Source organism: Pseudomonas sp. SDO5591_S426 (assembly GCF_054070755.1).
Window position 1 is genome coordinate 1 of record NZ_JBSVXD010000110.1, and the last position, 20,274, is coordinate 20,274.

A 20,274-nucleotide genomic window follows, 5' to 3' on the forward strand; every position below is an offset into this window, starting at 1 on the left:
GCTGCGATCTTTTGATCTTGCCTTTAAAAAACAACGTCAAAAGATCGCAGCCTCGTTGCACTCGTCAGCTCCTACAGAGAATGCGGTTTTTCCAAGTAACCCGCAGCAACGGATATGTACACTGTCCGAGCGCTGGCAAGCCAACTCTCGCAAATAAAACCCTTCACCTTCTAAAGAGGCAACGCCCCCCGATGCCATCGGACATCACCCATTCCAGTTTCTGCAACTGGGTGCGCTTCAAGCATCTGGTGCTGATTGACACCCTGGCGCGCACGCGCAACATGCACGCCACCGCCATCCGGATGAACCTCAGTCAGCCAGCCTTGAGCAAGATGCTGCGTGATCTGGAGGAGCAGTTCGGCTTTGCCCTGTTCGAACGTCTGCCGCGCAGCATGCCGCCCACGGAGCTGGGCGAGCATGTGGTTCGGTATGCCCAGGGTGCCTTGGCCGATTCACACAAGTTCGTCGATCAGGTCAATCGGCTGCGCAAGGGCGGGCATGGCTTTCTCAAGGTGGGCGGGATTTTTGCGGCGACCTCGGTGGTGCTGCCCCAGGCCATCGCCGCGATCAAGGCGCGCAGTCCTTTGCTGTCGATCGAAGTGGTGGAGCAGTCCAGCGACCATCTGCTGGACATGCTTGAACAAAACAAACTGGACCTGATGATCGGGCGCTTCACCGAAGAGCGTTACAGCCAGGTCTTCGATTTCCAGCCATTGGAACCCGAACCGTTCAGCCTGGTGGTCAACAGCAGTCATCCGCTCAACGAGCTGGACTTCACCCCGCTTGAAGCGCTCGGCGAGTGGCCGTGGGTGCTGTATCCGGTCGGGACGCCGATTCGCGATCGCTTGGAGCTGGCGTTCAAGGCCGCAGGCATCACATCGCCGGCGGACAGCGTCAATACCATCTCCATGCAGATGTTCCTGCAACTGCTGCACTCGGGACCGATGATCGCCATGTTGCCCCGGTCCATGGTGGCGGCGCAGCTGGACAGCGGCCAGTTCAAGGAGCTGAAGACCCCGTTGCATCTGGCGCCGCTGGAGTACGGGGTCATTACCCGCAAGGACGAGCCGCTCACCGGTTCGGCTCGGGAATTCGCCGACATCCTGCTCGATTTCGCGCGTCAGCGGCAGGAGGCAGAATCGGCGAGCGATTGATTAGTGTCGCTCAATAAGCCAATTCGATAACGTCAGGTTATCGATTGATCGGATCATCTCATTGGGAATGTTGGGGCTGGCTCCCTACAGTTATCGCAGATTCGCCCGTCACGAAACGGGCGACGCCATAACAAGAAGTCAGCCGTACTGCCCTGAGAGGTCCCATGCAACTGATTGCCAGAACCCGGACCGGCGACTCTGCCGTGATCCGCCTCAATCCCCTGGACAACGTACTGATTGCACGGCAGGTCTTGCCTGAAGGCCTGGTGCTGGAAGCCGAAGCGATCACCGTGCGCCAGCCGATTCCCTCCGGGCACAAAGTCGCCACTCAGCGCGTAGAGCAGGGCCAACCCCTGCGCCGTTACGGCCAAATCATCGGGTTCGCTTCGCAGGTCATCGAGGCCGGCGAGCATGTGCATGTGCACAATGTGGAGATGGGCGATTTCTCCCGTGACTACGCCTTCGGCGTCGATGCCCACGCCACGCCCAGTACCGAAGCAGTGTTCCAGGGCATCGTGCGTGCCGATGGCCGCGTGGCGACCCGCAACTATGTCGGCATTCTCACCTCGGTGAACTGCTCGGCGACCGTGGCCCGGGCCGTGGCGGACTACTTTCGTCGGGACATCCATCCTGAAGCGCTGGCGGCTTTTCCGAACATCGACGGCGTCGTGGCGCTGACCCACGGCGCCGGTTGCGCAGTCGACCCGAGCGGCGAAGCCCTGGGGCTGCTGCGTCGCACGCTCGGTGGTTACGCCGTGCACCCCAATTTCGCTGCCGTGCTGATCATCGGCCTGGGTTGTGAAACCAACCAGATCGAGAGCCTGCTCGAGAAGCAAGGGCTCACCGCCAGCGACCAGTTGCGCGCCTTCACCATTCAAGGCATCGGCGGCACGTCGAAGACCATCGCCAGTGGCATCGAGCAGGTCAAGGCCTTGCTGCCTCAGGCCAATCAGGTGAAACGCGAGCCGGTCAGCGCTCGCCATCTGATCGTCGGCTTGCAATGCGGCGGCTCGGACGGTTACTCGGGCATCACCGCCAACCCGGCGCTGGGCAATGCCGTTGACCGTTTGGTAGCGGCCGGTGGCACCGCGATTCTTTCGGAAACCCCGGAAATCTACGGCGCCGAACACTTGCTGACGCGTCGTGCCGTGAGCCGCGAGGTGGGGGAAAAACTTATCGCGCGCATCCATTGGTGGGAAGACTACTGCCAGCGCATGAACGCCGAACTGAACAACAACCCTTCGGCCGGCAACAAGGCCGGTGGCCTGACCACGATTCTGGAGAAGTCCCTGGGCGCGGTGGCCAAGGCCGGTTCCAGCAATCTGGTGGATGTCTACCAATACGCCGAAGCGGTCCGGGCCAAGGGGCTGGTGTTCATGGACACGCCGGGCTACGACCCGGTGTCCGCCACAGGGCAGGTCGCCGGTGGCGCCAACCTGATCGCCTTCACCACCGGCCGAGGCTCGGCCTACGGCTGCGCGCCGGCACCGTCGATCAAGCTGGCAACCAACAACCGGGTGTTCGAACACCAGGAAGAAGACATGGACGTGAACTGCGGCGGCATCGCCGACGGTTCCACCAGCATTGAAGAGCGCGGCGCGTACATCTTCGAACAGATGCTGCGCATCGCTTCCGGCGAGCGCAGCAAGAGCGAACAGCACGGTTATGGGCAGAACGAGTTCGTGCCCTGGCAGATCGGTGCCGTGACCTGATTGACAGCCCTGCAACCTCCACAAGGCGAAAAGCACATGCAAGTTTCCGGATTCAACTTTATCGCGGGCCAACGTAGCGCCCTGGGCGACACTCTGGTTTATAGCGTCGATGCCCACACCGGCGAACAACTGCCCGGCGCATTCCATCAGGCGACTCTGGCCGAGGTCGATACAGCGGTGACGGCTGCCAGTGCGGCGTTCCCGTTGTTTCGCAACTTGCCCGCAGTACGCCGGGCCGAATTCCTTGAAGCCATCGCCGATGAACTCGACGATCTGGGCGAGGATTTCATCGCATTGACCTGCCGCGAAACCGCTCTGCCGAGCGCCCGTATTCTGGGTGAGCGCGGTCGTACCAGCGGCCAGATGCGTTTGTTTGCGCAAGTCCTGCGCCGTGGCGATTTCTATGGCGCACGCATCGATCAGGCGCTACCGGAGCGCACTCCGTTGCCGCGTCCTGACTTGCGTCAGTACCGCATCGGTGTCGGCCCGGTGGCGGTCTTCGGTGCCAGCAACTTTCCGCTGGCGTTCTCCACGGCTGGCGGTGACACCGCCGCCGCTCTGGCCGCCGGTTGCCCGGTGGTGTTCAAGGCCCACAGCGGCCACATGGCTACGGCCGAACGTGTGGCCGAAGCGCTGATCCGCGCTGTCGAACGCACCGGCATGCCGGCCGGCGTGTTCAACATGATCTTCGGCGCCGGCGTCGGCGAGGCGCTGGTCAAACACCCTGGCATTCAGGCCGTGGGCTTTACCGGTTCGCTGAAGGGCGGCCGTGCCCTTTGCGATATGGCGGCGGCAAGGCCACAACCGATCCCGGTGTTTGCCGAGATGTCGAGCATCAACCCGGTGCTGGTCTTGCCACAAGCCCTGGCCAACCGCAGCGCGTTGATTGCCAAGGAACTGAGCGCTTCGGTGGTGCAGGGCTGTGGTCAGTTCTGCACCAACCCCGGCCTGGTCATCGGCATTCGCTCGCCGGTGTTCAGCGCTTTCATCGAGCAACTGACCGGGCACATGGCCGCGCAGGCTCCGCAAACCATGCTCAATGCCGGCACCTTGAACAGCTACGGAAAAGGCTTGCAGGCGCTGCTGGCCCACCCGGGCATCAAGCATTTGAGCGGCCTGGCGCAGAAGGGCAATCAGGCGCAGCCGCAATTGTTCGAGGCCGATATCAGCCTGTTGCTGGAAAACGATGAACTGCTGCAGGAAGAGGTCTTCGGCCCTTGCACGGTGGTGGTTCAAGTGGCGGACAAGGCTGAACTGTTGCGCGCCGTCGGCGCCTTGCGCGGCCAGCTCACGGCCACGTTGCTGGCGGACAACGATGACCTGACAGCCTTCGGTGAAGTGTTCGGTGCGCTGGAAGTGAAGGTCGGTCGAGTGCTGCTCAACGGCTACCCGACCGGCGTCGAGGTGTGCGATGCGATGGTCCATGGCGGCCCGTATCCGGCCACGTCCGATAGCCGCGGCACGTCGGTCGGCACCCTGGCGATCGATCGTTTCCTGCGTCCGGTGTGCTACCAGAACGTGCCCGATGCGTTGCTGCCCGATGCCTTGAAAAACGCCAACCCGCTGGGCATTCAACGGCTGGTCGATGGCAAGCACAGCACTGCGGTGTTGAACTGAATACGGAGCAGCAAGCATGACTGAAGCAAAACGCTACGACGCACAAACGCTGACCACGTTCGTCGAGCAATTGTTCGAAAAGGCCGGGGCCGATGCCGAGGTCGCCCAAGTGGTGACCCGTGTGCTGCTCGAAGGTGAGCTGCTGGGGCATCGCACCCACGGCCTCAACCTGGTGAGCCGCTATCTCGGCGGCGTGCTCAGCGGGCAGGTCAAGGCCAGTGCCGGGTTACTGGAACAGGTCTCCGACAGCGGCATTTCGGCGCTGTTCGATGGCCACTATGTGCTCGGCCCGTATTGCGTCAGTCGCGCCCTGGACTGCGCGGCCAAGGGCGCCACGGCGCAGGGGATCGGTATCGCCGTGGTGCGCCGCGCTTCACACATCGGTTGCCTCGCCGCCTATCTGAAGCCCTTTACCGACCGTGGCCTGGTGGCCATGGTGTATTCCTCGGACCCGTCGGTTGGTTTGGTCTGCGCCCATGGCGGGATCGACCCGATCTACACGCCCAACCCGATTGCCGCAGGCATCCCGACCCGGGGCGAGCCGATCCTGCTGGATGTGAGCATGTCCACCGTCACCCTGGGGCTGATCGGCCAGTGCCGCGATGCTGGCAGCACACTGCCTCACCCGGTGCTGATGAGCAACGAAGGCCAACTGAGCGACAACCCGGCTGATTTCTTCACCACCCCACCGGGCAGCATCTTGCCGCTGGGTGGCCAGGCCTTCGGCCATAAAGGCTTTGCCCTGGCCATTCTGGTCGAGGCCCTGACCTCGGGGCTGGCCGGTCATGGCCGCAAGGACGGCCCGGACCAATGGGGCGCATCGGCGACGGCCGTGGTGATTGATCCGCGTTTCTTCGGCGGGCTGGATGCCTTCACCGACGAGAGTTCGTTCCTGAGCAAGCTGATCCTGGCCAGCCGCCCGGTGGACCCCGAGCGCCCGGTGCGCTTGCCGGGTCAGGCCGGCCTGAAGCTGCGTGAGCAAGCCCTGCGCGAAGGGGTGAGCCTGTCGCAGAAAGTGATCGACGACCTCAATCAGAGCGCCGTGCAGTTGCAGCTGCCAGCTCTTTCTCAATGACTGATAACGACAACAAGAGTGCAGACATGACAAACCAATCCACAGCACCAGCACCTCTGCCGTTGAGCAACAACGCCGCCGTCTTCAACACCGGCAGCTGGGTCGGGCGTGTCTGGCTGCCCGGCCAGGGACCGGCCGTGGTGCTGGTCAAGGCGGGCGCCGTGCACGATATCAGCGCCCATGTCGCGACCGTCTCGGCCTTGCTTGAAGTGGCAGACCCGGTGGCGTATCTGCGTGCGTTGCCCTTGGCCGAGGCCTTGATCGAGTTGCCGGCGTTGCTGGACAACAGCGACCCGAGCCGCCGCGACGAAAGCTTGCCATGGCTGCTGGCGCCGATTGACTTGCAGGCAGTCAAGGCTGCTGGCGTGACGTTCGCCGCCAGTCTGCTGGAGCGGGTGGTGGAAGAGCAGGCCAAGGGTGACCCGGCCAAGGCTGACGCGATTCGCGACACCCTGGCTAGCCGCATTGGCGCCGACCTTTCGCAAATCGTCCCGGGCTCGGCCCAGGCTGAAGCCTTGCGCAAAGTGCTGGTGGAGCAGGGCTTGTGGTCGCAGTATCTGGAAGTGGGCATCGGCCCGGATGCTGAAATCTTCACCAAGGCCCAACCGCTGTCGGCCGTCGGCCATGGTGCGGACATTGGCATTCACCCCAAGTCGAGCTGGAACAACCCGGAACCGGAAGTGGTGCTGGCGGTATCGAGCAACGGCACCATTCAGGGCGCCATGCTCGGCAACGACGTCAACCTGCGTGACTTCGAAGGGCGCAGTGCCCTGTTGCTGGGCAAAGCCAAGGACAACAACGCGTCGACCTCGCTGGGTCCGTTGCTGCGCCTGTTCGACGAAACCTTCAACCTGGATGACGTACGTAACGCGCAAGTGGATTTGCGCGTCGAAGGCCAGGACGGTTTCATCCTCGAAGGCCGCAGTTCCATGAGCCAGATCAGCCGCGACCCGCTCGACCTGGTTCAGCAGACGCTCAACGAAAACCATCAATATCCTGACGGCCTGGTGCTGTTTCTCGGTACCTTGTTCGCCCCCAAGCAGGATCGCGATCAACCGGGTAACGGTTTCACCCACAAGTTGGGCGATGTGGTGGTGATCAGCAACCCGCAATTGGGCAGCCTGAGCAACCGCGTGACCACCAGCGACCAGGCGCCGCAATGGGACTTCGGCCTGCGCTCGCTGATCGACAGCCTGAACCGGCGCGGTCTGCTTGAGGCAGCGGTGACGGCGCGCCAACCCTGATGCCAATAACTGTAGGAGCGAGCTTGCTCGCGAAGAACCTGAAGGCGCCGCTGGTTATCTGGCTTTACGCGTTTTCGTTCACGACCATCGCGAGCAAGCTCGCTCCTACAAGGGTTGCGTGCCAGCCCTGATTTTTCGGTACCGGGGATAAGGATCGCCGCGGCGCTGAAACCGCTGAAACCGCTGAAACAACAATAATAAAGGCCATCAGATGAACTCACTGAAGAAGTATCAAAGCATCACGGTTGTCTTCCTGCTATTGATCGGCATCGTCAATTATCTGGACCGTAGTGCGCTGTCGATTGCCAACACCTCGATCCAGAAGGACATGATGATCAGCCCTTCGCAAATGGGCATCCTGTTGTCGGCTTTCTCCATCGCCTACGCGTTTGCGCAGTTGCCGATGGGCCTGATCATTGACCGCTTGGGCAGCAAGATTGCACTGGGTGCGTCGTTGCTGGCCTGGTCGGTGGCGCAGTCGACGTTCGGCATGGTCAATAGCTTCGCCGGCTTCATGGGCCTGCGCGTGCTGCTGGGGATTGGCGAGGCTCCGATGTTTCCTTCGGCGGCCAAAGCCTTGTCCGAATGGTTCGATGCGAACGAGCGCGGCACACCGACCGGGATCGTCTGGTCGTCGACTTGCCTGGGCCCATGCCTGGCGCCGCCGTTGCTGACGCTGTTCATGGTCAACTTCGGCTGGCGCGGGATGTTCATCATCACCGGCGCCATCGGTATCGTCCTGGCCTTGTGCTGGCTGACCTTCTACAAGAGCAAGGCGCAGTACCTGGCCGAACTCGCGGCTGAAGGCAAACCGTTGCCGACCGAGAAAAAAGCTCAGGTGCAAGCCGTCGATTCGCAGGCACCGAAGGTCTCGTACTTTGCCGGCTGGCTCGACCTGTTCAAACACCGCAGCACCTGGGGCGCGGTACTGGGCTTCATGGGTGTGATCTACATGCTGTGGCTGCACCTGACCTGGTTGCCGGGTTACTTCGAACGCGAGCACGGCATGAACCTGTACAAGACCGCGTGGCTGGTGTCGCTGGCCTATGGTTTCGGCGCGGTGGGCACTATCGTCGCCGGGCGTTTCTGCGACATGTTGGTCCGCCGTGGCATGAGCATCCTGGCCAGTCGCAAGTTCGGCGTGATCACCGGCCTGGTGCTGGCGGCGCTGTTCACCTTGCCGCTGTCGTTTGTCACGGGCCTGACCGGTTGCATCATCCTGCTGTGCCTGGCGCTGTTCAGCATCAACATGGCCAGTGCCACGGCCTGGATGATCGTCAACACCATCGTCGATAGCCGCCGTGTTGCCTCGTTCGGTTCGATCCAGAACTTCGGCGGCTACATTGCCGGTTCGGTCGCGCCGATCGTCACCGGTTTCAGCATCCAGTACTCGGGCTCGTTCAACACTGCGTTCATGATCAGTGCGGTGGTCGCGCTGTGCTCGGCGCTGGCTTACTACCTGTTGCTCAACGCACCGATCGGCAGTGCCGAACCTGCACCTGAGCACATTGTGGGGGTGACTGAGTAAGAGGTCTCGACCACCAATTCCCGGAGACGAAAAAGCCCTGCATAGTCAGGGCTTTTTCGCATAAAAAAGGTGCTGGTCTGTCACTGCCGGGCAAGATCAGTAGCCGGGGGCTTACTCAACGAGCGGTACCACTGCGCGTAGGGCGTGTTGAGAACTTGTCGCCTGTTGAGGTCTGGGCTGCCATCTTCCCACCAGACAGGGCCTCGCTCTCCTAGCGCGACTTTGGCTTCCTGTATTTGAATCCTGGCCAGTTTTATCTGGTCGGAATCGCCCGTGGCCTTCGCAGCCTTGACCTCACGTCGTGCAGCCATGAGATCGTTTACGAGGCGTTGGCGAACGTCTTCAGTCAGCGATGGATTGGAACAGCGCCACAACTGACCGTTGACGACGAAATAGCGACCATCAGGTGTAGTGGGATTCATGTTGCGATAGAGCATGGACTTTACGCAATGTTCCATCGAGCTGACTGAAAGGCCTTTGGGGCGGTCGATTCTATAGTCGAGCGGAAATTCGGCGACTTCTCGTCAGACGTTGTGAACCTATTCCGAAACCGACTGCTCCACCAAGAAATATCCGGGTGGGCCAATGTGATGAACGCCTTCAAAGACCTGCTGACACCTGCTCAAGAGGTGAGACTGCGTGCCCTTGATGCCTGGCATCGCGCTCTGGAAAACAGACAGTTGCGCATGGATTGTCCTGATGCCTACCACGACGAACTGCTTCGTCAGTCCGACGAGATGGATCGGCTGGGTATCGTGACCTGGACTGAATGGCGAGATCTGCGAATGGAAGCAGACCAAGCGTATCTGCGTGCAGTCGCTGGTGAGGACTATCACTGAGACGTTCTGACATGGCTTGAAAACTGCTCATCCACCACTGACTTTCCAGTGTTTGACATCATCGGCAAAGACCATCTGCTTCATCTCGTGAGCGATGCCGTAAGCCAGGGACTCGTGCGCGGCGATTACCTTTTCCTCGGCTGACAGGCAATGGAAAATATCGAGTTTGGTCGCCGCATCAGCGGTTTCCAGCGAGTAAATCTGGACATAGCGTGCGAGGTCATTGTCGAGGCTCGACAGGTATTCGCGCAGGCGTTGGTGGTCAACGGATTTCTGGCTGAAATACCAGTTCATCGGGTGAATCAGGAAGCGCGAATGGGGTGAAGTAATGCGCCGCCCTGCTGCCAGAAACATGATGATGCCCATCGACTCGATGTTCCCGGCATTGATCGCACACAGTGGCACAGGCAACGACTTCAGAAAGGTGTAGAGGGTAAAGCCGAAGTTTGTGCTGCCGCCGGATGTGGACAGGTTCAGCAGCAACGACGTAGCGCCTTGATCTATCGCTTCAAGGCAGCAATCCCTGAAGCGTTCGGTTGTTGCCTGGTCGATCTGACAGTGAAAGTGCACGATATGCTCGGTCATCGATTGATCTCCCAAATTCGGCGTTTGTAAACCTTCTTTTGAGCTAGACAGTCTAGTAAATATTCACCGTTTTTTAGCGAAATAAACGGCTTGAATCGCGCGTGTCGACAATCCGTGCCGCCAGTCTAAAGCCTTTGCTTTCAATGGAACTAACGATGCGAATCCACTCGTCGCAAGCTTGCTGTTTTTTCCAAACTTTCGATTTTCTGCATCCTCCGAATTACACGGGCAAACGCTCGTACTAACGATGTAAGAGGTGAATGAAAATGGCCAATACAGGAAATAACAATCCCGGCAATTTTTCCAATGACCGAGACAAGGCTTCTGAAGCGGGCAAGAAAGGCGGTCAGGCTTCAGGCGGAGAAAAATCGCGCGATGCCGATCGTATGTCAGGAGGTGGGCAAGGCAATCGTGGCGGCGAATTTGCTGACGATAAGGAAGGCATGAACAAACCCGGGCAAAAAGGTGGACAGGCATCGGGTGGGCGGCAATCAGGCAACGCTGATCAATCCACTGGCGGTGGTCAGAGAACCGGTCGCGGCGGCAACTTTGCCGATGACCCGAATAAAGCCTCTGAAGCCGGACGCAAGGGAGGTGAACACAGCGGCGGCGGAGGCCGTAAATCCTGATGCCGCGTGAGCCTCATCAAGCCCCGAGTTCTTTTCGGGGCTTGCTAGCATGGCGCTATGCTGCCACGCAAAAAAAAGAGGCTGATCGGTGAGCCATCTGTCGGTTTACATTGGCTGCGCAGGCTGGAGCGTGGGGCGTGAACAGGCAGCGTTGTTTCCTGTTGAAGGCACGCATCTGCAGCGCTACGGCTCACAATTGAACGGCGTTGAAATCAACAGCTCATTCTATCGACCGCACCGTTATCAGACTTACGCCCGCTGGGCCGAGTCGGTGCCGCAAATGTTTCGGTTTTGCGTAAAAGTACCCAAGCACATCACCCACGAACTGCGTTTAGTGAACTGTGAACAGCCACTGGACGAATTCCTTGGTCAATGCTGCGGATTGGGTGAGCGTTTGGGTGGCTTGCTGGTACAGCTACCACCGTCGCTGGTATTTGACGAATTGGTTGCAGAAAGCTTCTTCAGGGTGCTGAAGGCGCAATATTCCGGGGCGGTCATTCTGGAGCCCCGGCACGAATCCTGGGTGGGTGCCGCCTCTTTGCTGATGGAGTATCGGATTACCCAGGCGGCAGTCGATCCGTCACGCATCAGCACCGACTCATTACCGGCCGGAGCACCTGAAGTGCAGTATTGGCGACTGCATGGTTCGCCGCGCATTTACTACAGCGCCTATGACCAACCCTATTTGCAGAACCTTGCGAATCAACTGCGGCTTGCAGCTGCCGAGGGCGTGACCGTCTGGTGCATTTTCGACAACACGGCGAGCGGTGCAGCGCTGCGCAATGCGTTGGAACTGTCGACGTGTCACTTGCCTCTGAACATCAAGAACACCCCATAGCAAGTTCAGAACCGGAGAATGGGCCATGAGCAGCTCCGCCATCTTTGAAAATCTGCTGGACGCGTTTGCTTCTCGGCCCGCGACTCCCGCGCCGGACAGTGCGCTACAACAGATGATGCAGGAACTCATCGACTGCGGATCAACAGTCCTGCCTATGCCTGGACAAGGTCAAACGCTGGAACGATGGCGGATGTTGGCCGCTGTCGCCGCGAGCGATCTGGCCTTGGTCAAGTTGTTCGAAGGCCATACCGATGCGCTGGCGATCATGACGGAGCTTGAACCCGATACACCCATCGCCACCGGTGCTTGGGGCACTTGGGCTGCCGAACCGCATTTTGCCCGGGTCAACATCGTTGATCGCCAGGCAGATCAGGTGTACTTGCAGGGGCGCAAAGCCTGGTGTTCCGGTGCGCCCATGCTAGATCGGGCACTGTTGACCACCTGGGATGAGCAACATCGTCCACAACTGGTCGCGGTGGATTTGCGTCAGTCGGGCATCAGCACTGTGGGTGAAAGTTGGCAGGCAGTTGGCATGGGCAGTACGGCCAGCGTTGATGTCGCGTTCGAAGGTGCGTTGGGTCGATGTGTGGGATTACCCGGTCAGTATGTGGGTCGACCCGGTTTTTGGCAGGGCGGCGGGGGCATCGCGGCCTGTTGGTACGGCGCGGCCTGTGCGCTTGCCGGTTATCTTCGCGAACACTGTGGTCAGCCCCATCACGATGCGCATGCCGCCGCTCACCTTGGCGCTGTCGATGCAGCGTTGTGCGCGGCCTCGGCGTCCTTGAGGGAAACCGCAACGTGGATCGATGCCAACCCTCGGCGGTCGGCTGAGATACCTGTGCGGCGATTACGTGCCCAAGTGGAAACAACGGTCAACAGCGTGCTTGAGCATGTGGGGCGCGCACTCGGTGCCACGCCATTTTGTCGTAACGCTCACTTCGCCCGGCTCGGCGCCGATCTGCCGGTGTTCATCCGGCAAAGTCATGCGGAGAAAGATCTTGCGGCGCTCGGCGAACTGATCGCAGCGCAACCCGTTGATGGGTGGATATTGTGAAGTGCGCTGAAGCGGAAAATCTCATCCGTGGCGCGGGTACGACGCTGGCTGAATGGCAGACCAGCCACTCGCTGGCGTGTGTGCCGACCATAACCCACCAGCAATTGATCCCCACGGGCCATCGCCTGATTGTGATCGCCCCTCACCCTGACGATGAAGTCCTCGGCTGCGCAGGCATCCTGGCCGGGATGAGGGACCGGGAGGCCGACGTATTGATGCTTGCGGTCACCGATGGCGAAGCCAGTCATCCATGTTCGCAGGAGTGGACACCGTCACGACTTCGTCAACAGCGTCCACTGGAAAGCTTGCGCGCCGTCGACTGCTTGGGGCTCGATGCCAATGCTTTGGGCTGGCAACGATTGGGTTTCCCGGATAGCGCTGTAGCCGGGCAGGAAGACCAGTTGGTCGAGCGACTATTGGAAGTCATACGCCCGGGAGATCGGTTGATTTCGACCTGGCGACTCGATGGACATTGCGATCACGAAGCGACCGGCAGGGCGGCGGCCTTTGCGGCGTCACAGCGCAACGCCTGTTTGATCGAAGTGCCGATCTGGGCATGGCACTGGGCGCGACCAAACGACTCAAGAATTCCCTGGGCGCGAGCACGCAAGTTGATGCTCGATGCGCCGGTAATGGCGAAAAAGCGCCGCGCTATCAACGCCCATGTCTCTCAGGTCACTACAGATGGCCAAACCCCGGCAGTGCTTGATCAACAAACTATCGAACGACTGTTGCAGCCCTTTGAACTGGTGTTTCTATGAGCATGTCGCCTGATTACTTCCAACAACTGTTCAACGCCAGTGACGACCCTTGGTCTTTCCGTACGCGCTGGTATGAAAAACGCAAACGTGACCTGATGTTGGCAACGCTGCCACGCCAGCGTTATCAGCGCGTTTTCGAACCCGCCTGCGCCAACGGTGAGCTGAGTGCGATGCTGGCCGAGCGCTGTGAGTCGATGCTGTGTCAGGACCTCAATGACAAGGCCGTGACGCTTTCACAACATCGATTGAGTCAACTCCCCCACGTTCGCGTCGAGCAGGCGAGCATTCCAGAAGACTGGCCCCACGGCCTGTTTGATCTGATCGTATTGAGCGAAGTCGGGTACTTTCTTGATGCCAAGGCGTGGCATCAGGTGATCGAAAAAACATTGCTCAGCCTGAGCCCGGAGGGTGGCGTGCTGGCTTGTCATTGGTTGCACCCGATTGACGGGTGTTCACAGGATGGCCGCGACGTTCATTCGGCACTTGCGGAGCGCCTGCGCCTGCATCGTCTGGTCCGTCATGAAGAAGCAGATTTTGTCCTCGAATACTGGAGCCGCACGCCGCATTCGATTGACCTTGCCGAGACCTGCGACTAGCTACAGCGCCAACGACTTCAGGTAATCGCCAAACCCTTCCCGGCAACGGCAGTTTTTGCGCGCGCTGGTCGTCACCCGATTGCTCGCTGTCCACATGATGCTTGCGCCGCTACGCTCCAGATCGGCCACCAGTTGCACGTCTTCGTGAGCAGGCAGGGACTGAAAGCCTCCAGCCTTGCGATAAGCCGCTGAGGAGACGCCAAGATTTGCGCCATGGATATGCCGGTGTCCGTCAACGGTGTGGTAACTGGCGTGGTAGCGCTCACGCACTCTCTGTGGATGTTCAGACCAGTCGCTGACTTCAACCAGACCGCAAACAGCATCCACGTTGAACCTGATTTGGTCGGCCAGCCACGCATCCGGTACGACGGTGTCGGCATCGGTGAACGCCAGCCAGCGAGCGTCCGCTCCCAACAGGTGCTCGGCTCCGTGCGCCCGGGCTTTTCCAACGTTACGATGCGTGCAGGTCAACGTCATCACGCCGTAGGATTGGGCGATGTGCAACGAAGTGTCCGTGCAGTCGTCGAGAACGATCAGGATTTTTACCTCTTCATTGCCCAGGTCCTGGTGAAAAGCCGCCTCCAGCAGTGACTCGATGCATCTGTTCAACAGCCGCTCTTCATTGTGTACCGGGACAATGACTCCGATCATTTGACGATCTCCATGCTGCCTGCACTTATTACCTGGCTATCCGATGTCGACCGGCACGCATGACGATTGGTTGCAATGAATGTGAAGAGCGGAGTGATGGTTTCTCAGGCATCGATCCGCATGGAAAAAGCCCGGCATTCAGCCGGGCTCTTTTCAAATCGCAGCGCATCGAAATCACTCGCGCCTCACGGCCGCCAGATCCCGACATCCTTCGCATCCACTGCCTTGCGCAGCAAGCCCGCGGCAAAAAACGCATCGGCAATTTTCTGTTGTTCGCCCAACTCGTCGCTCTTCACCGGCTGTACCTGATAGCTGCGATGGCTGTTGGCGGTCTCGACCGTGTCCAGGCCAAGGTTGCCCCACAGCGGACTCAACACCTGAGCCGCGTCGCGCGGATTGGTTTTTACCCACTTGCCGGTTTTCTCCAGTTGGTCGTAGACCGTCTTGAGGACTTGCGGGTGCGCTTTTGCGTAGCTGGTGCTGGTCAGGTAGTAGCGTTTGTAACTGGCCAGGCCTGCGCCGTCCGCCAGGGTGCGGGTCGGCAGTTGCTGTTGGGCGCTGGTGAGGAAGGGTTCCCAGGTGACCCAGGCATCGACCTTGTTGTTCTCGAAGGCGGCGCGGCCGTCGGCGGGCGACAGGTAGGCAGGCTGGATATCCGAGAACGCCAGGCCGGCTTTGGTCAGGGCGGCGATCAGCAAATAGTGGCTGCCGGCGGCTTTGGTGACAGCCACTTTCTTGCCTTTCAGATCCGCCAATTGACGCAGGGACGAGTCCTTGTGCACGACGATGGCCTGGGCCAAAGGCGAGGGCGCCTCCTGGGCAAAGTAGGTCAACTTGGCCTGCGCGGCCTGGGCGAAGATCGGCACGGTGTCCGCCACGTCGGCGCTGATGTCGACGTTGCCAACATTCAGCGCCTCCAGCAGTGGCAGGCCGCTTGGAAACTCATGCCAGCTCACGTCGATGTTCTGTTGCGCGAGGGTTTTATCCAGGGTGCCTTGGGTCTTCAGCAGGGTGATGAGGGTCGACGACTTCTGGTAGCCAATCCTCAGCGTTTCCCGGGCCTGGGACGGCAATGCGAAGGACAGGGCCAAGGCCACGACCAGGCCGGTCAGCAGCGGACGGCGGAATTTAGCTTGAGCATTATTGTGGGGGTTCGACATGGCACGCTCACTGTTCGGCAAGAAAGAAGGGCTATCTGCAATCAAGCATATGGTTCTAAAAACCAATTTATAAATAATCTTTAAGCATTAGCTTAGTGACTTCCGCAAGGGCATCAGAACGCGTACTGCAAGCGGGTGTAGTAGTAACCCCCGGTGAAACCGAAGGGCGAGTAACTGCCCCAGTTATCGCCGAACGAAGAGTTGGGCACGCCGATGTGATCGGGGTATTTGTCGAACAGGTTCTGTGCGCCGACGGCGACGGTCAGTTGCTTGGTCAGGGCGTAGGCCACGTCGAGGTCAGTAATCCATTTGGCCGAATACTCGCGGTCCAGGCTCGGATCGGCGGAGCTGTTGACCTCGGTGTAGGTGCCATAACGGGTCAGGCGCAGGTTGACGTCGAAGTCTTGGATCGCCCAGTCGGCGGAGAAAATCGCCTTGCTGCTGGGGGAGGTTTTGGTGATCAGCGCACGGGCCTGGCGACCGAGCAATTGATAGCTGCTGTTCAGCGCCGTGAGTTGCGACGGGGTGTCGTTGACGCTGAGGATTTGCGTGTGGTTGTAGTTCAGCGCCGCAGTCCATCGCACAGAGCCGAAGCTGTTCAGGTTCTGTCGGTAGTTACCCACCACATCGACGCCCGAAGTGCGCGTGCTGGCGCCATTGCTGAAGAACTGCGCCCCGGCGGTGGCCGGCACGCCGATGCTGTCGAGCAGGGCGGCGACGCCCGGGCCCTGGAAGCGCTCGCTCAGAACCAGGCGATCACGCAGGTTGATCACGTAGCCGTCCACGGTCAGGCTCAGGTCTTCACTCGGGGTCAGGGCGAAGCCGAGGCTGAAGTTGGTCGAGCGCTCGGGTTTCAGCGCTTCGGCACCCAACGCCTGGGCGCCGACGGAGTCCACCGGCAGAATCACGTAGTTGTAGGACTGGTAGACGCCGTTGATGGTGTCGAAACCGGTCGACCGTGCGGTGAAGACTTCGTTGGCCAGCGAGGGCGCGCGAAAGCCGTTGCTGATGGTGCCGCGCACCGAAAACACCGGGTTGAATTCGTAGCGGGTGCTGAGTTTGCCGCTGCGTGTACTGCCCACGCCTTCGTTGTAATGCTCGTAGCGTGCAGCGACGCCCAGATACCACTGCTCGACGGGGTAGAAGCCCAGGTCGATGTAAGTGGCGACGTTGTTGCGGCTGACTTTTTGCTCGTCGTCAGGGGTGATGCCGTTGGTGACCTGCGCACCCGGATCGGGGCGTTGTCCGGCGCGGGGATGGCCGACGGGGAACACGTAGCCGCCGTCAATGTAAGAGGCTTCGGAGCCGGCGCGCGTCTCGTAGCCGTCACGTCGATGCTCGAAACCGAAGGCGACATCCAGTGGCTTGGCCAGGCCGATGTCGTAGCTGTTCTTCAGGTCGAAGTTGCTGGTCCATTGATCGGCGATGTAGACGCCGGAGGTGAATTTGTTCGGCGTGTTTTCCCCCAGAGACGGGTTCTGGTTGTCGTAGGTGCGCTGCTTGGCGTAGTTGCGTCCGTAGGTGCTGCTCAGGTCCCAGGCCCAACCGCCGATGCCGATATCGTCGCCCCTGGCGCCGAAGGCTGACTGGAAGTCGGTCTCGTTGATCAGCCAGTAAGGGCTGTAGCCGTCGGGAAAACCGTTGGGGCCGGTGGTAATGGTGTTGCGCCCGCTGGGCAGGCGGAAGTTCTGGCCGTCGTTGTTTTCACGGGTGGCCAGGGTCGAGAACGAGTAGAGCGTGACCGCATCGCTCAGTGGCAGGTCGAGGTTGTAGGCGACATCCGCCAACTGGCTGCGCGGCAAGCCGTAGCCTTTATAGGTGTGGTGGCTGGCCGTGGCCTCGCGCGGATCGGGCGAACCGTCCGCCAGTGGATAGTAATGCGAGCTGTAGCCGTTGCTGCCGGCCTTGTTGTCGCGCTCCTGATAACGGGTGTCGAGCGAGACGTTGAGCACGCCGGCCTCGCCGACTTCAAAACCATAGTTGAGCGCTTCCGTTCCGGTGCCGCGCTTGCCGTCGTAGTTCTGCCCCAGCGTGGTGTCGGAACTGCCGCCCGTGGTCTGCTTGAGGATGATGTTGATCACCCCGGAAATCGCATCCGATCCGTATTGGGCCGCCGCGCCATCGCGCAGCACCTCGATATGATCGATGGACGCCACCGGAATCAAGTCGAGGTCGCTGGGTGCCGCGCCGCTGTTGATGCCGTTGATGTTCAATGTCGCACTGGTATGCCGACGCTTGCCGTTGACCAGAACCAACACGTGGGACGCGGTCAGGCCACGCAGGGTGGCCGAACGCACGACACCGCTGGCATCCCAACCCGCACGGTCAGGCAGGTTGAATGACGGAATAAATTTACTCAGCGCCTCCAGCAGGCTCGGTTTGCCCACTGAGCGCAATTGTTCGCCGGTCACCACATCAATCGGCGTCGGGCTGGTGGTGACGGTGCGTTGTTCGGCGCCGCGGTTACCGGTGACGACCACGGTATTGAGGGTTGGCGAACTGGTTTCGGCGGCCTCGATGCTGAACGAGGCGAGGCCGCAGGCAATAGACAACGGTACTAATAAAGGACGATAGGAAGGCGCCGTTCGGCGCGCTGGGCAGTTGAGCATGAACGTGAAGCTCCTGAATGGCGGGTGAATTCCGTGTCACTTCTTGCGAGCGGCGACGGCTTCGATTTCGACCAGGCCGCCGGGCAGCGGCAGGGCCACCACCTGAATGGCGGTGCGTGAAGGTTTGTTCGGTTGCGCGGCACTGCCGAAGAACGGCGTGTAGCCTTCCTGCAATCCGGCGAAGTCGAGCTTGCCGCCCTTGGCCGGATCACCCACCAGGTACACCCGCAGTTGCACCACATCGCCGAGCCCCAGACCCTGGCCTTCCAATACGCCCTTGAGCTTGTTAAGGATCGAAGTGGTCTGGGTCGCGGTGTCGCCGTACGCGGCAAAAGAGTCTTTCGCGGCTTTCGGGTCGTGCAGGTCGGCCAGCAGGCCACTGACGAACAACAAATCGGTTTGCGCCGGCACCGACACCGCCAGTGAGATCGGGAAATTCGAGTTGGGCAGGGCGATGCGTTTGATCTCGTCGGCATGGCTGGCGAGTGCGGTGGCGGTCATGAGCAGTCCTGTCAGCAAAGTGATGGTTTTCATCGTTCAGTCCTTTTATTGGGTGAGTCAGGCGGCTACGCCCGGTTGGTTGCGTTCGGCATGCCGGCCGATCAGCGAAACGATGCGCCGTGCCGAGTCGGCGGCGCTGTTCTGCCAGATGCCGACGCCGCCATGGGCCAGGGCATCGCTGGCCAGATAGGTGCGGCCCTGTGGTTCATTGAGAATCTGGTAGGCGCTTTCGCCGACTTCGTCGTTGACGATCCACGGGCCCTTGCTGAACGGCACTTTGGCCCAGTTGATGGCCACCGGTTTTTGCAGCTTGGTGCTGTGTCCGGGGTGCAGCAGTTCCACGGCTTGGCGGGATGAGGCGAACTGTTCGGCGAGGGATTTCTTGCTGAAAGCCTGGGCCGATTCGCTGGTGTTGTAGGCGGCGACCAGAATGCCCTGGGCACTGTTGAGGCGATCGCTGGGGTACCACAGGCCTTTGACTTCATGGTCGAGGTAAGACAGGCCGCCGTAGATGTTGAAGTCGGTTTCCCAGAACCGTGGCGACTGCCAGGCCACCTTGTTCGCCTGATCGCTTTGCGCGGTGAGGATCGCTTGCTTGAACGGCTGGCTGAAGTTGCTCGGCAGCTTGGCCAGCAACGGCAGCGGTACCGTGACGATGGCGTAATCGGCGTTCAGGGTTTGCGTGGCACCGGTCTTGCGATCACGGTAGGAGATGCGGCTGCCTTGCTCGGAGGTCTGGATATCACTCACTTCGGCATTGAAGCGCACCGCGTCCTTGACCTTGTCATAGAACGCGTAGGGAATTCGGTCCATGCCGCCGACCGGTTGGAACATGGTCGAGGAAAATTCCGGAATTTCATCGAACACCAGCGCGCCCCAGAGTTTCGGGTTGAGCAGGGTTTGCAGTTCCAGCGGCGCGCGAGTGAGGCCGGTCTGATCGCCGGCACCGGGCACCCGTGTGTAGCCCGAACGCACCGAGCCCTTGTATTTGAAATCGGCGTTGAGATCGCCATAGACCTTGAGGAAATTCAACAGCGCCTGACGGTCGTCGGCGGTCAAATCCTGGTCCAGGGCTTTGCGGCTGACGGTCCGCGCCAGCAGCTCGGACAGTTGCCCACGGGTATCGTTGACCGCCTGGCGCAACTGGAACGCCGGTTTTTTCGGGTCCGGCAAGGCCAGTGCGTTGCGGCTGCTGTTGACCAGCACTTGCAGCTCCACGCCCAGTTCGCGGCAGTAGCCGAGGATGGTCTGATGGTGGCTGGGGATGCGTGCGGGACCGGCGTTGAAAAACTGCCCGTCATCGAAGTCGACGGTCTGGCTGACGCCATCGTCGAAATCGATTTTGCTGCCCCGACGCAACGTCCAGTTGCGTCCGCCCACCCGTTCACGGGCCTCGAGAATGGTCACGGTAAAACCCGCCTTGCGCAGTTCATAGGCGCTGACCAGTCCGGAAATGCCGGCGCCGACGATCACCACCTGTTTGCCTTTGCCACTGCTGCCCAGTTGCAGCGGATTGAAGGTCGATGCCACGGCCTGAGGCGTCAGCCCCAACGCACCGAGGGCGCTGACAGCGGCGGAATAGCCACCGACGGCGGCAATGCGGGAAATCAGTTCCCTGCGAGTGAAAGCCATAGTGATGCTCCTTGGATCTTGCTTTGAAAATTCCCTGTAGGAGCTGCCGCAGGCTGCGATCTTTTGATCTTGATCTTGAAAGGCAACAT

19 protein-coding genes are annotated in these 20,274 nt (G+C 60.3%); 12 read left to right on the plus strand and 7 right to left on the minus strand.

The features are described from left to right. Positions 1-191: 191 nt before the first annotated feature. The 6 genes from ACW9JC_RS19830 (at position 192) to ACW9JC_RS19855 (ending at position 8,330) form a co-directional block, all read left to right on the plus strand. Entirely contained in the window at positions 192-1,154 is a 963-nt protein-coding gene (locus ACW9JC_RS19830) for a LysR family transcriptional regulator (RefSeq protein ID WP_457457011.1), read from the plus strand. A gap of 164 nt (positions 1,155-1,318) precedes the next feature. Beyond that, positions 1,319-2,866, plus strand: a complete 1,548-nt coding sequence (locus tag ACW9JC_RS19835) for a UxaA family hydrolase (RefSeq protein ID WP_457457013.1) — start codon at positions 1,319-1,321, stop codon at positions 2,864-2,866. A 36-nt stretch (positions 2,867-2,902) separates the two neighbouring features. After that, positions 2,903-4,483: an aldehyde dehydrogenase (NADP(+)) gene (locus ACW9JC_RS19840; RefSeq protein ID WP_457457015.1), complete on the plus strand. Its 1,581-nt coding sequence runs from the start codon at positions 2,903-2,905 to the stop codon at positions 4,481-4,483. A 16-nt stretch (positions 4,484-4,499) separates the two neighbouring features. Further along, positions 4,500-5,558 (plus strand): Ldh family oxidoreductase, encoded by a 1,059-nt coding sequence (locus ACW9JC_RS19845; RefSeq protein ID WP_457457017.1) that lies wholly within the window; start codon positions 4,500-4,502, stop codon positions 5,556-5,558. A gap of 26 nt (positions 5,559-5,584) precedes the next feature. Beyond that, on the plus strand, positions 5,585-6,802 hold the full coding sequence (locus ACW9JC_RS19850) for a fumarylacetoacetate hydrolase family protein (RefSeq protein ID WP_457457019.1): 1,218 nt from the start codon (positions 5,585-5,587) through the stop codon (positions 6,800-6,802). Between the two features lie 211 nt (positions 6,803-7,013). Continuing rightward, complete coding sequence (locus ACW9JC_RS19855; protein ID WP_338581191.1) at positions 7,014-8,330, plus strand: MFS transporter; 1,317 nt, start codon at positions 7,014-7,016, stop codon at positions 8,328-8,330. 80 nt (positions 8,331-8,410) lie between these two features. On the opposite strand, the gene ACW9JC_RS19860 is transcribed toward ACW9JC_RS19855, so the two are convergent. Continuing rightward, positions 8,411-8,752: a hypothetical protein gene (locus ACW9JC_RS19860; protein WP_338586525.1), complete on the minus strand. Its 342-nt coding sequence runs from the start codon at positions 8,750-8,752 to the stop codon at positions 8,411-8,413. 168 nt (positions 8,753-8,920) lie between these two features. Here ACW9JC_RS19860 and ACW9JC_RS19865 point away from each other — a divergent pair, with 168 nt between their 5' ends. Further along, the gene (locus ACW9JC_RS19865; RefSeq protein WP_338581190.1) at positions 8,921-9,169 is read left to right on the plus strand and encodes a hypothetical protein; all 249 of its coding nucleotides are present in this window, start codon (positions 8,921-8,923) and stop codon (positions 9,167-9,169) included. 27 nt (positions 9,170-9,196) lie between these two features. Here the strand turns inward: ACW9JC_RS19865 and ACW9JC_RS19870 are convergent, their stop codons facing one another. Further along, positions 9,197-9,754 (minus strand): ATP-dependent Clp protease proteolytic subunit, encoded by a 558-nt coding sequence (locus ACW9JC_RS19870; RefSeq protein ID WP_338581185.1) that lies wholly within the window; start codon positions 9,752-9,754, stop codon positions 9,197-9,199. 266 nt (positions 9,755-10,020) lie between these two features. Here ACW9JC_RS19870 and ACW9JC_RS19875 point away from each other — a divergent pair, with 266 nt between their 5' ends. The 5 genes from ACW9JC_RS19875 to ACW9JC_RS19895 all read left to right on the plus strand — a co-directional run bounded on the left by ACW9JC_RS19875 (position 10,021) and on the right by ACW9JC_RS19895 (position 13,632). Beyond that, positions 10,021-10,383, plus strand: a complete 363-nt coding sequence (locus ACW9JC_RS19875; RefSeq protein WP_457457038.1) for a KGG domain-containing protein — start codon at positions 10,021-10,023, stop codon at positions 10,381-10,383. A gap of 88 nt (positions 10,384-10,471) precedes the next feature. Next, entirely contained in the window at positions 10,472-11,221 is a 750-nt protein-coding gene (locus ACW9JC_RS19880; protein WP_457457022.1) for a DUF72 domain-containing protein, read from the plus strand. A 25-nt stretch (positions 11,222-11,246) separates the two neighbouring features. Further along, on the plus strand, positions 11,247-12,275 hold the full coding sequence (locus tag ACW9JC_RS19885) for an acyl-CoA dehydrogenase (RefSeq protein WP_457457024.1): 1,029 nt from the start codon (positions 11,247-11,249) through the stop codon (positions 12,273-12,275). Next, entirely contained in the window at positions 12,272-13,036 is a 765-nt protein-coding gene (locus tag ACW9JC_RS19890) for a PIG-L deacetylase family protein (RefSeq protein ID WP_457457025.1), read from the plus strand. Before ACW9JC_RS19885 ends, ACW9JC_RS19890 begins: the two co-directional genes overlap by 4 nt. Then, positions 13,033-13,632, plus strand: coding sequence for an SAM-dependent methyltransferase (locus tag ACW9JC_RS19895; protein WP_457457027.1), 600 nt, complete (start codon positions 13,033-13,035; stop codon positions 13,630-13,632). Before ACW9JC_RS19890 ends, ACW9JC_RS19895 begins: the two co-directional genes overlap by 4 nt. Here the strand turns inward: ACW9JC_RS19895 and ACW9JC_RS19900 are convergent, their stop codons facing one another. The 5 genes from ACW9JC_RS19900 to ACW9JC_RS19920 all read right to left on the minus strand — a co-directional run bounded on the left by ACW9JC_RS19900 (position 13,633) and on the right by ACW9JC_RS19920 (position 20,185). Further along, on the minus strand, positions 13,633-14,283 hold the full coding sequence (locus ACW9JC_RS19900) for a glycosyltransferase (RefSeq protein WP_338581176.1): 651 nt from the start codon (positions 14,281-14,283) through the stop codon (positions 13,633-13,635). A 185-nt stretch (positions 14,284-14,468) separates the two neighbouring features. Further along, a complete protein-coding gene (locus tag ACW9JC_RS19905; protein WP_457457030.1) occupies positions 14,469-15,443 on the minus strand; it encodes an aliphatic sulfonate ABC transporter substrate-binding protein in 975 nt (324 codons plus the stop codon). A 113-nt stretch (positions 15,444-15,556) separates the two neighbouring features. Continuing rightward, positions 15,557-18,052, minus strand: a complete 2,496-nt coding sequence (locus tag ACW9JC_RS19910) for a TonB-dependent receptor plug domain-containing protein (protein WP_457457032.1) — start codon at positions 18,050-18,052, stop codon at positions 15,557-15,559. A gap of 36 nt (positions 18,053-18,088) precedes the next feature. Next, the gene (locus ACW9JC_RS19915; protein ID WP_457457034.1) at positions 18,089-18,586 is read right to left on the minus strand and encodes a RidA family protein; all 498 of its coding nucleotides are present in this window, start codon (positions 18,584-18,586) and stop codon (positions 18,089-18,091) included. 24 nt (positions 18,587-18,610) lie between these two features. After that, the gene (locus ACW9JC_RS19920; RefSeq protein WP_457457036.1) at positions 18,611-20,185 is read right to left on the minus strand and encodes a flavin monoamine oxidase family protein; all 1,575 of its coding nucleotides are present in this window, start codon (positions 20,183-20,185) and stop codon (positions 18,611-18,613) included. Positions 20,186-20,274 lie beyond the last annotated feature (89 nt).

Excerpts from the sequence above, each read along its gene's own strand:
- ACW9JC_RS19885 (WP_457457024.1), top strand. The coding sequence starts at position 11,247 with ATGAGCAGCTCCGCCATCTTTGAAAATCTGCTGGACGCGTTTGCTTCT.
- ACW9JC_RS19855 (WP_338581191.1), top strand. The coding sequence starts at position 7,014 with ATGAACTCACTGAAGAAGTATCAAAGCATCACGGTTGTCTTCCTGCTA.
- ACW9JC_RS19840 (WP_457457015.1), top strand. The coding sequence starts at position 2,903 with ATGCAAGTTTCCGGATTCAACTTTATCGCGGGCCAACGTAGCGCCCTG.
- ACW9JC_RS19865 (WP_338581190.1), top strand. The coding sequence starts at position 8,921 with ATGAACGCCTTCAAAGACCTGCTGACACCTGCTCAAGAGGTGAGACTG.
- ACW9JC_RS19905 (WP_457457030.1), bottom strand. The coding sequence starts at position 15,443 with ATGTCGAACCCCCACAATAATGCTCAAGCTAAATTCCGCCGTCCGCTG.
- ACW9JC_RS19830 (WP_457457011.1), top strand. The coding sequence starts at position 192 with ATGCCATCGGACATCACCCATTCCAGTTTCTGCAACTGGGTGCGCTTC.
- ACW9JC_RS19875 (WP_457457038.1), top strand. The coding sequence starts at position 10,021 with ATGGCCAATACAGGAAATAACAATCCCGGCAATTTTTCCAATGACCGA.
- ACW9JC_RS19900 (WP_338581176.1), bottom strand. The coding sequence starts at position 14,283 with ATGATCGGAGTCATTGTCCCGGTACACAATGAAGAGCGGCTGTTGAAC.
- ACW9JC_RS19910 (WP_457457032.1), bottom strand. The coding sequence starts at position 18,052 with ATGCTCAACTGCCCAGCGCGCCGAACGGCGCCTTCCTATCGTCCTTTA.
- ACW9JC_RS19835 (WP_457457013.1), top strand. The coding sequence starts at position 1,319 with ATGCAACTGATTGCCAGAACCCGGACCGGCGACTCTGCCGTGATCCGC.
- ACW9JC_RS19845 (WP_457457017.1), top strand. The coding sequence starts at position 4,500 with ATGACTGAAGCAAAACGCTACGACGCACAAACGCTGACCACGTTCGTC.
- ACW9JC_RS19895 (WP_457457027.1), top strand. The coding sequence starts at position 13,033 with ATGAGCATGTCGCCTGATTACTTCCAACAACTGTTCAACGCCAGTGAC.
- ACW9JC_RS19860 (WP_338586525.1), bottom strand. The coding sequence starts at position 8,752 with ATGAATCCCACTACACCTGATGGTCGCTATTTCGTCGTCAACGGTCAG.
- ACW9JC_RS19850 (WP_457457019.1), top strand. The coding sequence starts at position 5,585 with ATGACAAACCAATCCACAGCACCAGCACCTCTGCCGTTGAGCAACAAC.
- ACW9JC_RS19920 (WP_457457036.1), bottom strand. The coding sequence starts at position 20,185 with ATGGCTTTCACTCGCAGGGAACTGATTTCCCGCATTGCCGCCGTCGGT.
- ACW9JC_RS19915 (WP_457457034.1), bottom strand. The coding sequence starts at position 18,586 with ATGAAAACCATCACTTTGCTGACAGGACTGCTCATGACCGCCACCGCA.
- ACW9JC_RS19870 (WP_338581185.1), bottom strand. The coding sequence starts at position 9,754 with ATGACCGAGCATATCGTGCACTTTCACTGTCAGATCGACCAGGCAACA.